Annotated in this window: 13 protein-coding genes; 5 read left to right on the top strand and 8 right to left on the bottom strand. The window is 68.6% G+C overall.

From position 1 onward, the window contains the following. Nucleotides 1-12: 12 nt before the first annotated feature. Both BJ972_RS04430 and BJ972_RS04435 read right to left on the bottom strand, forming a co-directional pair. The gene (locus tag BJ972_RS04430) at nucleotides 13-1,260 is read right to left on the bottom strand and encodes an extracellular solute-binding protein (protein WP_129174590.1); all 1,248 of its coding nucleotides are present in this window, start codon (nucleotides 1,258-1,260) and stop codon (nucleotides 13-15) included. Nucleotides 1,261-1,344: 84 nt separating this feature from the next. Then, nucleotides 1,345-2,616 (bottom strand): ROK family transcriptional regulator, encoded by a 1,272-nt coding sequence (locus BJ972_RS04435; protein WP_129174592.1) that lies wholly within the window; start codon nucleotides 2,614-2,616, stop codon nucleotides 1,345-1,347. 143 nt (nucleotides 2,617-2,759) lie between these two features. Here BJ972_RS04435 and BJ972_RS04440 point away from each other — a divergent pair, with 143 nt between their 5' ends. The 4 genes from BJ972_RS04440 (at nucleotide 2,760) to BJ972_RS04455 (ending at nucleotide 5,985) form a co-directional block, all read left to right on the top strand. Next, nucleotides 2,760-3,167 (top strand): hypothetical protein, encoded by a 408-nt coding sequence (locus BJ972_RS04440; RefSeq protein ID WP_179419918.1) that lies wholly within the window; start codon nucleotides 2,760-2,762, stop codon nucleotides 3,165-3,167. Next, entirely contained in the window at nucleotides 3,164-4,504 is a 1,341-nt protein-coding gene (locus BJ972_RS04445; protein WP_129174596.1) for a hypothetical protein, read from the top strand. The genes BJ972_RS04440 and BJ972_RS04445 overlap by 4 nt, the downstream gene beginning before the upstream one ends. A 66-nt stretch (nucleotides 4,505-4,570) precedes the next feature. Next, nucleotides 4,571-5,122: a TetR/AcrR family transcriptional regulator gene (locus BJ972_RS04450; protein WP_129174598.1), complete on the top strand. Its 552-nt coding sequence runs from the start codon at nucleotides 4,571-4,573 to the stop codon at nucleotides 5,120-5,122. A gap of 86 nt (nucleotides 5,123-5,208) precedes the next feature. Further along, the gene (locus BJ972_RS04455) at nucleotides 5,209-5,985 is read left to right on the top strand and encodes an SDR family NAD(P)-dependent oxidoreductase (RefSeq protein WP_129174600.1); all 777 of its coding nucleotides are present in this window, start codon (nucleotides 5,209-5,211) and stop codon (nucleotides 5,983-5,985) included. Nucleotides 5,986-6,022: 37 nt separating this feature from the next. Here the strand turns inward: BJ972_RS04455 and BJ972_RS04460 are convergent, their stop codons facing one another. Then, nucleotides 6,023-6,541, bottom strand: coding sequence for a hypothetical protein (locus tag BJ972_RS04460; RefSeq protein ID WP_129174602.1), 519 nt, complete (start codon nucleotides 6,539-6,541; stop codon nucleotides 6,023-6,025). 84 nt (nucleotides 6,542-6,625) lie between these two features. Continuing rightward, nucleotides 6,626-8,299 (bottom strand): serine hydrolase, encoded by a 1,674-nt coding sequence (locus BJ972_RS04465; protein WP_164989919.1) that lies wholly within the window; start codon nucleotides 8,297-8,299, stop codon nucleotides 6,626-6,628. 205 nt (nucleotides 8,300-8,504) lie between these two features. On the opposite strand from BJ972_RS04465, the gene BJ972_RS04470 reads away from it, so the two are divergent. After that, complete coding sequence (locus BJ972_RS04470; RefSeq protein ID WP_129174606.1) at nucleotides 8,505-9,452, top strand: hypothetical protein; 948 nt, start codon at nucleotides 8,505-8,507, stop codon at nucleotides 9,450-9,452. A gap of 13 nt (nucleotides 9,453-9,465) precedes the next feature. On the opposite strand, the gene BJ972_RS04475 is transcribed toward BJ972_RS04470, so the two are convergent. The 4 genes from BJ972_RS04475 to BJ972_RS04490 form a co-directional block, all read right to left on the bottom strand. Further along, a complete protein-coding gene (locus BJ972_RS04475; protein ID WP_129174608.1) occupies nucleotides 9,466-10,452 on the bottom strand; it encodes a hypothetical protein in 987 nt (328 codons plus the stop codon). Nucleotides 10,453-10,456: 4 nt separating this feature from the next. Next, nucleotides 10,457-11,125: a hypothetical protein gene (locus BJ972_RS04480; protein WP_179419919.1), complete on the bottom strand. Its 669-nt coding sequence runs from the start codon at nucleotides 11,123-11,125 to the stop codon at nucleotides 10,457-10,459. A 160-nt stretch (nucleotides 11,126-11,285) separates the two neighbouring features. Continuing rightward, nucleotides 11,286-12,137 carry a sugar nucleotide-binding protein gene (locus BJ972_RS04485; protein WP_129174612.1) on the bottom strand — a complete coding sequence of 284 codons (852 nt, stop codon included), beginning with the start codon at nucleotides 12,135-12,137 and terminating at the stop codon, nucleotides 11,286-11,288. Further along, nucleotides 12,134-13,072, bottom strand: coding sequence for a helix-turn-helix transcriptional regulator (locus BJ972_RS04490; RefSeq protein ID WP_164989920.1), 939 nt, complete (start codon nucleotides 13,070-13,072; stop codon nucleotides 12,134-12,136). The genes BJ972_RS04485 and BJ972_RS04490 overlap by 4 nt, the downstream gene beginning before the upstream one ends. Nucleotides 13,073-13,146: the final 74 nt, after the last annotated feature.

Consider the following 13,146-nt stretch of genomic DNA (forward strand, 5'->3'; position numbering starts at 1 on the left):
GCCCACCGGGCACTACTGGACGGCGAGCCCGTCGGTCTCGGCGAAGAACGCGTCGAGCGTCGACTGCCGGTCGGCACCGGTCAGCACGATCGCGTTGAGAGCGTCCGTGAGCTTCTGACCGACGGCCGAGTCCCAGTTCGGAACCAGCGGCACGACGCGAGCGTTCTCGAGCGTCTCGACGTAGACGGCGACGTTCGGGTCTTCCGCGAGGCGCGGGTCGGCGAGGGCCGACTTGTTCGTCGGAAGCTCGTTGACCTTGTCGTACCAGTCGAGCTGGATCTCGGGGTCGGCCAAGTAGTCGAGAAGAGCGAGCGACTCGTCGACCTTCGAGCTGTTGTGCCAGATTCCGAGGTTCGATCCGGCGAAGAGCGACGTGTTGTCGACATTCTTCGGCATGGGAGCAGCGGCCCACTTGCCGTCGAGCTCCGGGGCGGCGTCCTCGATCGACTTCGCGAGGTACGGCCCCGAGACGAGCATCGGCGTGATTCCGGTGACGAAGCCCTGCACCTGGTCGAAGTCGGAGTTCGTCGGCACGAGTCCGTCGGCGTAGAGACCCGTGTAGAGGTCGACCATGTCCTCGAATCCGTCGTTGTCGAAGTCGACGTTGCCCTCGGCATCCACAGCGTCGCCACCGGCGGCCCAGGTCCACACGACGGGGAGCGACGAGTCCCACTGGGGGATGTAGTAGCCGTACTGGCCGTCACCGCGCGCCGCGAGCGCCGTCGCCGTCTCGGTCAGCTCGTCCCAGGTCGCGGGCGGTGCGTCGAACCCGGCCTCGGCGAGCACATCGCTGCGGTAGAAGAGCACGCGGGTATCGGCGACCCACGGCACGCTGAGCGTCTGACCGCCGATCTGGGTCGCCTCACCGGCGACGGCGTCGGCGAAGTTCTCTGCCGCGAGGGCCGGGTAGTCGCCGAGCAGGTCGTCGAGAGGAAGGAGCGCCTCGGCATCGGCCAGGGTCGGCAGGACCGACAGCCCGATCTGGATGACGTCGGGGCCCGAACCCGAAGCGATCGACGTCGTGATCTTGTCGTTGAGGTTCGCCCACGGGATCGCCTCGACGTTGACATCCGTACCGGTCTTCTCGGTGTATCCCGCGGCGAGCTCTTCGAACGCGGTGCCGGTGTCGCCCATGATCCAGACGGTGATCGCACCGCCCTCCTCGGACGATCCGCCTCCGTCGGACGAGCACGCGGTCAGGCCTGCGGCGAGGGCCAGTACGGCGACAGGAGCGACGATGCTCCCGGTTAGTCTCTTCATTGAGGTTCCTTTTCTCTGTGTGTGCATGGTGCGAAGGGATTTCAGACGGGGTACTCGTTGGCGCGAGTGCCCCGTCGTTTCGGTTCAGGGCCCCGAAGGGCCCCCGGTGACGCGAGGCGAGCCCGCGCGCTGGTGAGGTGCGGTGATGGTGCGGCCACCGACCACTGCACGGCCGTCGATGAACTCCTGCACGACGAGCAGGGCCGCGCCGAGCGCGACTCCGTCACGGCCGAAGTGGGAGGGCACGAGATCGAACTGGCCGGCGAAGCGCTCGAGCGAGTTGCGACGCGCAGCATCGGCGATGCGGTCGCCGAGGTGTGCCACGAGCGCGAGACCGGCCCAACCGCCGATGACGATGCGACCGGGGTTGATGAGGTTCACGAGGTTGGCGAGACCGACGCCGAGCAGCTCCACCGTGTCATCGAGCACGGCTGCAGCGGTCTCATCGCGTGGCGCTGCCTCGATGAGTTGGGCCAGTGCGAGTTCGTAGTCCTCGTCGGGGTCGCCGCCGGCTTCCGCCCACCGGTCGGCGATCGAGGTGCCGCCGACGTAGGCCTCGAGGGTTCCGCGGATTCCCGTGGCGTCCGGTCGACCACCCCACGAGACGATCGTGTGGCCCCACTCCCCTGCGCTGCTCGACCGACCGCGGAGGATCTCGCCGCCCGAGATGATGCCGACACCGATGCCTCGACCGATGAGCGCGACGATGCCGTGGTCGACTCCGCGTGCGGCACCGAGCCAGTGCTCCGACAGGGCCAGGGTGGAGGCTCCGTTGTCGGCGAAGACGGGGATGTCGTGGCTGACGAGGGTTCCGACCTCGAGGCCGTCCCAGGCGATGGACTGCGCATAGAGCATGGCGTCGCCGTGGTCGTCGACTCTCGACCACTCGGGGTGCTCGACGATGCCCGGCAGTCCGAGCCCGATGCCGACGACGCTCTCGCGAACGCCGGTCTCGGTGAGCACCTCGTTCACGCAGTGCTCGATGTCGGCGGCGATCGAGTCGGGGTCGGAGGCGCGCGCCGACGTGTAGCGGAAGCTGCTCGCGAGTCGGTTGAGCGACAGATCGAAGACCTCGACGGCGACGCCGTGCTCGCCGACATCCACCCCGATGAAGTGGGCCGCCTCGGGACGCACGCTGAGCGTCGTCGTGGGGCGGCCGCCCTGCGAGGGAACCGTGCCGCTGTCTTCGATGATGCCGTCGTCGATCAGGTCGCCGACGACGTTCGTGACGGTGGCGAGCGAGAGACCGGTGACGGTCGCGAGGTTCAGTCGCGTCGCACCCGGGTTCAACATGACCCACTTGAGCACTCGTGCTCGATTGCGGCGACGCAGGCCGCGTGTCGTCGTCTCTGACATGGTCTCTCGATCGGGTTCGGGGTTTATTTCATGTCTTACGATAACTCATCCGATAAGTAATGCAAGAGGCAATTCTCTCCCTTCCGGCACGTCGCCACGTGAGGAGCAGTCGCGTGCGTTCCGCGGATCGATAGGCTGATCGAGTGCCGGGGGTGAACGAGGTCGTCGATGAGCGTCGCGCGAGTCAGCCGGCATCACGCATCCGGGACGCGCTCTTTCTCTACGTCGTGCTTCTCCCCGTAGCCGCCGTCGTGACCTTCTACCTGCTCGTCACCGACCGGTTCACCGCTTCGAACGCGAGCGACCTCGCGCGAGCGAGCTACGGATGGCCGTTCGACTGGGTTCAGCAGGACCTCTCGCGCTACGAGCCCATCGGCTTCCCCACCACGATCGACTTCTCCTGGCAACGCGCGTGGCACGACCCCATCGTCACGAGGTACGACTGGTTCGCGTTCACGGCGAACACCCTCATCGTCGGGGTCGTCGTGGCGGGCATCGTCGGGATCGTGATCGCGGCGGTGCGGCGGTCGCGGAAGGCACGGCAGCAGTGACCGTCAGAGACACCGTGCGCACACGGCGCCGGATCGCGCTCGCAGCCGGGGCGGCCGCCCTGGCCCTCCTGCTCTCGGGCTGCTTCACCGGAGACGCCGCGGTCACGTCCTTCACACGCGAGTTCTCGAACGACCCGGTGGTGTCGCGCCTCGATCTCTCGAGCGCCGACAACATGCCGTTCTCGGGCGGCGTCGGCGGCACCGTCCATCTGGTCGACGACGTCGATCAGTCGCAGGTCGTCGACCTCTCTGCACGTGTCGCCGAGTTCGGCGACGACTACCGCGTGCGCATCGACCTCGCGTTCGACGACTGGCGCGTACCCGTGCTCCGGGAGTCACGCGCGAACACCGACCTGCTCGACGTCGTCGGACAGCTCAGGGCCGATGCCCGCGTGCAGACCGCGACGTTCAGCTCGTCGGACTACGACGCCGACATCGATCACGTCATGCTGATCGCGACGGCGGAGACCGACATCCGCTCGCTCTTCTCCGACGCACCGACGCTGCTCGCCGACACCGGGATGTCGCCGACCCTCAGCGTTCGGCGGCTTGCGGGCCCTGCCGAGGCCGTCGAGTTCACGGGGCGCCCCGGTCCGTGGACGGATGCCGCGTTCGCCGCGTACGACGCGCTGCGCTCCGCTGTCGCACTGACCGCGTTCCAGGCGGGCGAGACCGCGATCGGTGTGCGTGTACGCGACGAAGCCGACGTCGAACGTGCGCGAGCGATAACGGATGACGCCCTCGACGGCTCGGGCATCGAGGTGTTCTTCTCGAGCGACCTCGTGACCCTCGCACCCGGAGCGCACGGTCACGAGGTACGGGCACTGCTCGCGGCACTTGCTGACGAGACGCGTGACGACCTCGATGGCGTGTGGACCGACGACTCGACGGCGACTCTCACGATCGCATCCCTCGCCGAGGTCGAGAACGTGGCGGCCGAGGTCACTCGCGCGCCCGCGACGCTCGACTCAGTGACGCTCACGGTTGGCGCGGCGGATGCGCCCGTCCTCCGCCTCGCCTCGGAGCCGGCGGCACTCGCGGCCGACGCGGCCATCGCGCTCGCGCTGCTGGAGCGCGACGGTGTCGAGACGCTCAGTGTGCAGCCCGAGCATTCGATGCGCCTCGGGTTCGCGGTCCCACCGACCGATGACGACCTCGCAATCGCTGCCGGATCGCTCAAATCACTGTCGCGGTCGGGCGAGCGGGTCTGCGTCGACAGCCCCGAGGGAACGTTCTGCGTCGACGCCGATTCGACGATCAGCACCGCCGATGGCGCCGCCGACGCGAACGCCTTCATCGAGGCCTGGAACGCCGCGCCCGCTCGCCGCGCGTCGTAGAACTCACGAGGCCTTTTCGTCGCGAGCGAACGCAGACGCACCCCTGAGCGGCCGTACCATGGCCAGATGGACCCCCGAGCTCGCCGCACGCGCGAGCGTCTCCGCAGCGCGGCGCTCGAACGCGCGTCGAACGAGCGGCTGTCGCAGATCTCCGTCGCGGACGTGTGTAGAACGGCCGGCGTGACTCGCGACACCTTCTACCGGCACGTGTCGAGCGTCGAAGAGCTCGTCGCCGACGCCCTCGCCCACGAGATCGCCGAGGCCACGGCCGGGCTGCCCGATGATGCGGCGATCGGCGACGGAGAGCGAGTGCTGCTCGAGCACGTGCGCCGGCGTGCAGATGTGTACCGGTCGGCGATGGACCCCGTGCTGGCCGCACGGGTGCGGGCATCGTTGGAGGACGCCCTGCGCGAGGGCCTGCTCGGTTGGGTGGAACGTCGGCCGAACATCGTGCCCGCCGAGATCGCGGGAGATGACGCCGCGATGCGGATGGCGATCGCCTACGCGGCCGGAGGTACGATCGCCGCCATCGAACAGTGGCTGCGCGACGATGAGCTCGACGTCGAACGTGCTGTGCAGATCGTGCTCGCCTCCTCGGCCGCCTGGTGGTTACTGTGACGCGCATCTATAAAGACAGTTGTCAGATAGTTCTGTAGGCTGGATTCTGTCAGCGGCGCCAGAGCAGGCGGCGCGGGAAGGCAGACATGGCACGTTTTGATGACACCGTCGCGATCGTCACGGGCGGAGTGTCCGGTATCGGCGCCGCGGTGACCCGCCGCTTGGTCGATGAAGGCGCGCGCGTCTTCGTCGCCGACATCAACGCCGACGCCGTGGCGGCGGCGTCCGACACCTTCGGACCGAACGTCGCAGGCCTGCGCACCGACGTCACCAATGAAGCCGAGATGACCGCCCTCTTCGACGGCGCGCTCGAGCGCTTCGGCCGCGTGGACTCGGTCTACAACGTCGCGGGCGGCTCGAAGCCCGGCCGCATCGTCGACACCGACCTCGCGACGTGGGACTTCAACATCCGCCTGAACCTCTACGGCGCGTTCCTCGGAACCAAGCTGGGTGCCGCCCACTTCCTCGCCGAGAAGAAGCCCGGCTCGATCGTCAACGTCGCCTCCCTGAACTCGCTGGTACCCATGCACTTCGGCGCGGGGTACGCGGCCGCGAAGGCCGGCGTCGTCATGCTCACGGAGAACGCTGCGCTCGAACTCGCCGACCAGGGCATCCGTGTCAACGCCGTCTCGCCCGGGCTCGTCGCGACTCCGCTCACCGGCGGGCTCATGTCGATGCCGGGCGTCACGGAGGCCTACATGGAGCGCATCCCCACCGGGCGCGCCGCCGAACCGGAAGAGATCGCCGCAGTGGCCCTCTTCCTCGGCTCCACCGACGCCTCGTACATCAACGGCGAGAACATCGTCGTCGATGGCGCGTGGCAGACGAGCGGCTACCCCGACCTGCGCCCGTTCCTCGGCTGACGACGAGTCGGGTGCCCGACAATCAGCGCCCGACCAGTCAGGGCGTTCCGATGATCGGTACTCGCACGTCCCCCTCGAAGCCGAAGCCCGTCAACACCAGTTCGTACTCCGCGTCGTCGGCGGCGCCGTCGACGAAGAGGAGGCTGCCCTGAGGACCGTAGTCCGACGTGCAGACCTGGTCGGCGGCCGGCTCGGCCATCGTCGCGGTGATCACGCCGTCGTCGACGACGATCGACTCGGCGACCGGGTAGCAGGCACGGGAACTCGAACCCCACGTCAGCAGCGCGAGCTCGTCGTCGCCGACCCAGGCCGCGCTCGGCGTGCCCTCTTCGGCGGAGCCCGACCCGAGCCCCGCTATGCCGTCGAGATCGGTGTCGCCGACGGCGTCACCGTACGTCACGGCGATCTCGAGCGACGCGGTCAGGTCGACGTCCTCCGGCAGGCTGACGAGCGAGAGGCGTGGCACGAGGTCCTTGGTGCAGGCCTGCGCCTCACCGTCGTCGAGCGTGACGGAGAGCACGCCGTTCTCGTACGAGACATCCGTCGCGCTGGGCACGCACGTCGAGCTCCCCTGCGTCACGAGGCCGACCACACGGCCGTCGTCGAGCCACGTGGCATCGAGTTTGAGCTCGGCGGCGGCTCAACCAACGCGCGTGAAGACCCCGAGTCCGTTCGGCTCCTGCCCGGGCGCCGGGAACGTGTTGAAGTACGTCAGCGTGACCCCGGTGATCCGATCGCCGTCGCGAACGAAGACCGCCGAGGAGAGCGAGCCGGGCAGAGCGTTCTCACCCGTCGGCACAAACGATAACGTGTCGCCGTCCCACGGGTCGAGTTCGAACGTGTAGCCGCCGTCGGGGCCGAGTGCGCCCGTGAGCGTGCCGTTCGCCTCGGTCACGACGAAGTCGCCGAAGTACGGGCTCGTATAGGTGCCGACGTAATCGCTCGACGCACCAGCGGGCGCGGCATCCGCGGGAGCCGTCTCACCGACGAGGTCGCCCGCCGGGTCGGAGAAGTGGGCGAAGACCGAGGGCCAGAGGTCGAGCCAGGGTCGCGTCTCCTCGCCGAACTGGACGAGGTCGACGAACTCCGACACGATCGCCTCAGGAACACCCGACGGCGCTCCGTTCGTGAGCACGACGATGCCGAGGTCGAGGTCGGGGATCATCGTGGCGTTCGTGGCGGTACCCCAGCCGAATGCGCCCGAGTGGCTGATGCTGACGCGGCCCGTCACGGTGGCACCGACGTTCGTGCCGAACCCGTAGTGCGACGTTCGCGAGGTCAGGTTCTTCGCGTCGCCGCCCGTGATCGAATGCGCGGAATACGTCTTCGCGAGCACGAGCGGGTCGATGAACGCCTGACCGTCGACCTCGCCGTCCGCGAGCACCATGGTCATCCACTTCGCGATGTCGCCGGCCGTGGAAGCGACGCCTCCGGCGGGCGCCTCGGCGTCGGCGTCGCGATCGAAGAGCTGCTCGTACTGGCCCTCGCCGGTGCGAGCGTGCATCGCCGCGCGATCGTCGGCCGCGAGGTACTCGTCGTGGACGGTGGTCGTCGACGTCATACCGAGCGGCTCGAACAACAGCTCCTGCGCGGTCTCCGCCCACGTCTGCCCACGTGACGCCGCGACCGCCTCGCCGCCCACCGTGAGTCCGAAGTTCGAGTACTGGTAGGTGTCGCGGAACGACGCGAGAGGAATCTGATCCATGCGGCTCATGATGTACTCGACGTCGAAACCGACATCCTCGAGATCATCGCCGCCACCGGTCGGAATGCCCGTGCGATGCGAGAAGAAGTCGGCGATCTTCGCGTGCTCCGTGACGTACGGATCGTTCAGCGCGAAGTCAGGGAGGTACTCAATGACCGGGTCTTCCCACGACAGTTCGGCATCATCGGTGATCGCCTTCGCGACGATGCTCGACGACAGCGGCTTCGAGAGCGATGCGATCGGGAAGACGGTGTCGACGTCGACGGGCGCGTCGGTCGTCACGTCGCGCACTCCGTATCCCTCCTCGAACACGACCTCGCCGTTCGAGACGACCGCCACGGAAGCGCCGGGCACTCCGGTCTGCTCGAGTGCCTTCTCGACGAGTTCGGGAAGGGCGTCGACGGCCGCAGCCACCGCCGCATCCCGATCCGTGTAGAGGCCGACGGCGTCCTGGCTCGGCTCGTCGCCGAGCACGACCGGAACCCCGCTCGAAAAGGATGCCTCTTCGGGTGGCTCCCCCGTGCACGCCGTGATCCCCAGCGAGAGGGCCACCGCTGCCGCGACCGCCCCACCTCGTACGACGCCTGTGTTCGTGCTGCTGCTCGTCATGTCGTTGCCTCCGCTCGACCATGGGTCCGCGGACCCACGGCATTGCATGCGGACGCGTGCGAAGCCATGGGCCCGGTCCCCCTCCGATCAGTGTGAGTGGACAGAAGCGGACAGAGCAACCTCCGCTTGCGGACACGACCGCAAGCGGGCGTCCGGAAGCGGTCAGCTGCGCCATGATGGTGACTACCGGCGCGCGGGAGGCGACATGGACGACAAGGCACTGCTCGAACTGATCTACCGCAGCCGCCCGCACACCGTGGCAGAACTCGCGACCACCGCACACGAGGATGCCGGCGAAATCGCCGAGGTCGTCGAACGGCTCGCGCGCGGAGGTGCGATCTCGGTGCGCGACGGCGCGATCGCCTACGCGACACCGGCCTCGTGGACGGCCGAGGCCGTCGAGCGCGAGGTGCGTGCGATGCGGCAGTCGGCGGATGACGCGGCCTCGCGCATCGAATCGCTCGTGTCAGACCTCCCGGTGCTGCTGCGCCACTGGGCCGTCGGCGAGGAATCGGGCGAGGTCGTTCCCGTCTTCATCCGTCACGGTCCTCGGGCCGCCGAAGACCTCTGGTACGACATCGCGCGCGAGCAGGGCGACACGGCCTGGTCGGTGCTCCCCGACCTCGGGCGCTTCCTACAGACCGATCCCGCACGCGCGAGCCGGTTCGCCGAACTGTTCGCCGGAAAGCGGTCCGTGCGCGCTCTCCTCCCGCGTTCGATGGCCGACGACCCCCGACTCGTGGCGATCGCGGAGCGCTACTCCGCCGTCGGCGTGGAGTTCCGCACCCTCGACGAGCTTCCGAGCTGGTTCTGGATCGACGGCGACGTGCTCGCCCTGCCGGTCGAATGGGGCGAGGGATGGCCGTCGAGTGTGATCGGTGTGCGGAGCGCGGCCCTCGCCGAGCTCGGCCGGACCCTGTACCGCGAGCTCTGGCGACGCGGCGAGCCGATCGGCCACGCCGTGCAGCCGTGGGCTCCGCTCCTCGAGCTCATGGAGCGAGGAGTCACTCTCGACGCGGCATCCCGCCGGCTCGGCATCAATCCGCGCACGGGTCGGCGCCGTATCGCCGCGGCGATGGAGCGATACGGGGTCTCGACGCTCTTCGCCCTGGGCGCGGCATGGGCCGCCGACGGCAAGCCGACCGCCCGGTGAGTGATCGCTCGGTTCAGTCGAGGCGTGTGGCGCCCGCACGGGCGCGCTTCACGAAGTAGCCGTATCGCCCGGGCTCGCGACGGTCGGCGAGCTGGGCCGCACCGAGGTGCATGACGCTGTGCAGCGTATCGGCGGCGTGGGGCAGACCGGCCGCACCGGGTGCGATGGAGCGCACCATCACGGCATCGATGAGGGCAGGAGTGCGCTGTTCGATGGCGTCGATCGCGTCATCCCGTTCGCTCTCGATCGCACGTCGCGTCTCCGGCGGAACCCGGCTCCAGGCCTCGTCTGCGGCCCGCGTCGCTGCGTCGAGGGCGCGCGTAATGATCGCGAGTCGCAACTCGTCGACGTCGGTGTCGGTCACCGCTGTCGTCGATCGCGCATAGACGTGGCGCGCACGCAGGACGATCACGAGGAGCACGGCCATCGCCAGGCCTGAGCCCACGATGAGCAGCCACCAGACGATCGTCGTCTCGTCCCAGGTGGCCGGCCGTGTGAGCAGCGCGAGGGCCGAGCCGAGTGCGCCGACCGTCGCGACTCCGAGGCTGATCGACATCATGCGATTGGGAACACCCATGCGCGACGGAGAGAGCAGCGACGCACCGAGGCACACGAGCGCGATCACCGACGCGATGCCGACGACGATCGCGGCCACCGAGGCATCGATCGGCGGCTGATTGCGGCGACTCACACCCAGGGAGATCAGGATGCCCGCGAGCGCCGTCGCTCCCGCGAGGAAGCCCAGAACTCGGAGGCCGGTTCGCCACGGGGCCGGCGTCACCGTGTCGCGTCGGCGAGGGTCTGAAGCGATCATCGCCGCGGTGGTCGACTCCATCTCGGACCGCGCCTCGCGCTCGAACGCGGCGCGGATGGCCGCCACCTCGGTGGCGAAAGGCGGGTACCACGACACGGCGGCCGCGTCGATGATCGCCTCGGCCGGTGCATCGAGGTTGCCGGTCGGGCGCTCGCCGAATCGTCTCCCGACACCGGACTCGATCATGTCGCTACTCGTCGCCGAGCAGGCCGCCGAGCACGCCGGAAGTCGCTCCGAGTTCCTTCGCGAGCGCATCGAAGCCCGCCTCGTCAGCGTTTTCGCCGTCGAAGAACTTCAGGAAGTCCCACTCGTCGCCGCTCTCACCGATGGCGCTGACGCGCATGATCCAGCAGAAGTAGCCTTTGTCGTATCCGGGCGGCGGCTCGTACGCGAGTTCCATCGCCGCTTCGCACGAGACGAGACCCAGCATGACGTCTTCCGTCGTCGCGTTGCCCTTCAGCACCGAATACTCGAGCACGTCGAGCAACTGCTGGCTCGTGAATGCGACGAGCTCGCTCTCCGCCACGTCGAGATGTTCGGGGCAGAGGAACCGCGCGCTCAGCCACGACATGTAGACGTCGGTGTTGCCCTCCGCGAGGCCAGTGTCTGAGAAGCCGCTCGCGCACATCTCCTTACCGACGGAGACGTAGAGGTCACGCGTCGATGCGTCGACCTCACTCCAGGTTCCCTCGGGCGGAGTCTTCCATGAACTCGGAACCGCGTCCGACTGGTGCGCCATCTGACGGTAGACGACGAGGTTGTCGTAGAACTCCCGCTCGGCCTCGCCGGCGGTCGGAGCGGACGTGCTCTCGGTCTCACTGCTCGTCGGCGTCTCGTCGGCGGCGGGCGCCGAGGGCAAACTGCAGCCCGTCAGTGTCGCGGCAAGCACTGCCCCCATGGCCCAGAGGCCTGCACGGCTTGTTGCGGCGCGTCGATGATTCCCCACGATGATCCCCCTGATCGTTGTTTCGCATCCCACGATACCCGGGCTCTCCGACGCTCCCCGCTGCGCCCCGGCGTCAGCGCAGCGTCGACGGCGGCAGAGCGGCGACGATCTCGCGATAGCCGTCGTCGTAACCCGGGTAGCTCAGAGCGCCGAGCAGCGTGCGCAGCTGTGATCCGTCGTAGATCGCACCACTGACCTCGTCGGGCTCGATGCGCGGCGGCGGTTCGATGCCGAGCTCGTGTGCGATGAACGTCACGACGTCGCCGAGAGGGGCCGGGCGCTCGTCGACGGCGTGCAGAAGTGCGGGAGGTGCGGATGACTCGAGCAGAGCGTCCAGCGCAGAGACGAGATCGGCCTCGTGGATGCGGTTGGTGCGCTTGCCGTACTGCACGGGCTCCCGCTCGATGACCTGGCGGAGCAGGCGCCCGCGGCCCGGGCCGTAGATACCCGCGGGCCGCACGATGTGCGCGCCGAACAGTTCGCGCGCGCGGCTCTCGCCCGCGAGCAGGGTCAGGCCTCGTCGAGTGACGGGCTCCGGGTCATCCGCTTCGGTCAGCGCCCGCCCGCGGTCGCGGCTCTCGAAGACGCCGGTGGATGACACGAAGACGGTTCGTGCGGGAGTCGAGGGCAGGGCGCGCGCGAGGTTCTCGAGCGCGGTGACGTACCCGGTCGGGTTCGCCGCTCCCCCGATGCTCGGGGTGAGGGTGATGACCATCTCGTCGGCATCCGGCAGGGGGTGCTCGAGCGGCTCGAGGAGATCGACGGAGAGTCCGGTGATGCCGGCGGGCAGATCGTGGGCGGTGCGCCGCAGACCGATGACATCGCCGCCGCGCGCGGCGAGCCGCTCGCCGAGGAGGGTGCCCACCGTGCCGCAGCCGACGAGGAGGGTCCGCCGGGGGCGCCCGTCTGCCCTGTCGGTCGTCACGCGTCGACCCTCGACGGTGTTTCCGTGGCGGGGGCGCGTCGCATGCGCAGCTCGGTCGCGCTCAGTCCGTAGAGGGCGTCGAGAGCGCGTCGCATGCTCACGTTCGATCCGAATCCGGTCTGCTCGGCGATCTCGGCGACGCTCAGCGCGTCCGATCGCGGGTCCTGGAGGATCGATCGCGCCACCCGTGCACGCTCCCGACGGATCTCCGCGGAGACCGAGCTGCTCGCATCGGCGAAGATCGTCTGCAGGTGCCGCAGCGAGACACCCAACTCGCGGGCGACCGCGGCGGGGTCGAGTCTCACATCGCCGCTCCGCGCCGCGATGAGTGCGAAAGCGCGGTCCCGCAGCACGGCTTGCGGTGTGCCCGGTTGCCACGCGTCGCCCAGGCGATTGCGCAGCATGGTGCCCGCCATCTCGAGCGCGATACGCTCCACCGTGCTGCTGTCGGACGGCGACACCTCGTCTTCGCTGCGCACGGTCTGTTCGAGGAAGCCCTGCATCGCGCGCTCGGGAATCGCCAAGGTCGAGTAGATGTTCACGTCGTCGGAGAGCATCGGCACGTACGGCAGAAGTGCCTCGCGTGAGAATCGGGCCACCACGAATCGCCACGTGCTCGTGAAGCGCACGGTGTTCGGCAGTCCACTCGGGGCGATCATGAGCGGACCGCGTGATTCGATCCAGGCGCCACGATCGAGGTAGGCGAAGCCGCCCTCCTGCACGAAGATGATGTCGATCGTGGGCAGACCCGGTCGCAGGGGCCTCCGCTCGAACTCCGAGCCCGTGCCCGACGCCTCGATGATGAGCGTCTCGCCGAAGACGCGCACCCTGGCCTGCATGCCGAGGTCGCCTCCGGTTCCGCGCACGCCCCCGCGCACGAAATCGCCGTGTCGGAACTCGGTGATGGAGCGCTCGCCGAGGCCGTCTCGCTGCATCGATGTCTCCCTTCGACAACCGCACAAAGTTATCAGTCGCGTATGGCCGACGATCAATTCGCGCACGACGTGAG

The sequence above is a fragment of the Agromyces atrinae genome (assembly GCF_013407835.1).
Classification (GTDB): Bacteria; Actinomycetota; Actinomycetes; order Actinomycetales; family Microbacteriaceae; genus Agromyces; species Agromyces atrinae.

Coding starts and splice junctions, on each gene's coding strand:
- BJ972_RS04430 (WP_129174590.1), bottom strand. CDS start 1,260: ATGAAGAGACTAACCGGGAGCATCGTCGCTCCTGTCGCCGTACTGGCC.
- BJ972_RS04435 (WP_129174592.1), bottom strand. CDS start 2,616: ATGTCAGAGACGACGACACGCGGCCTGCGTCGCCGCAATCGAGCACGA.
- BJ972_RS04450 (WP_129174598.1), top strand. CDS start 4,571: ATGGACCCCCGAGCTCGCCGCACGCGCGAGCGTCTCCGCAGCGCGGCG.
- BJ972_RS04455 (WP_129174600.1), top strand. CDS start 5,209: ATGGCACGTTTTGATGACACCGTCGCGATCGTCACGGGCGGAGTGTCC.
- BJ972_RS04465 (WP_164989919.1), bottom strand. CDS start 8,299: ATGACGAGCAGCAGCACGAACACAGGCGTCGTACGAGGTGGGGCGGTC.
- BJ972_RS04470 (WP_129174606.1), top strand. CDS start 8,505: ATGGACGACAAGGCACTGCTCGAACTGATCTACCGCAGCCGCCCGCAC.
- BJ972_RS04475 (WP_129174608.1), bottom strand. CDS start 10,452: ATGATCGAGTCCGGTGTCGGGAGACGATTCGGCGAGCGCCCGACCGGC.
- BJ972_RS04490 (WP_164989920.1), bottom strand. CDS start 13,072: ATGCAGCGAGACGGCCTCGGCGAGCGCTCCATCACCGAGTTCCGACAC.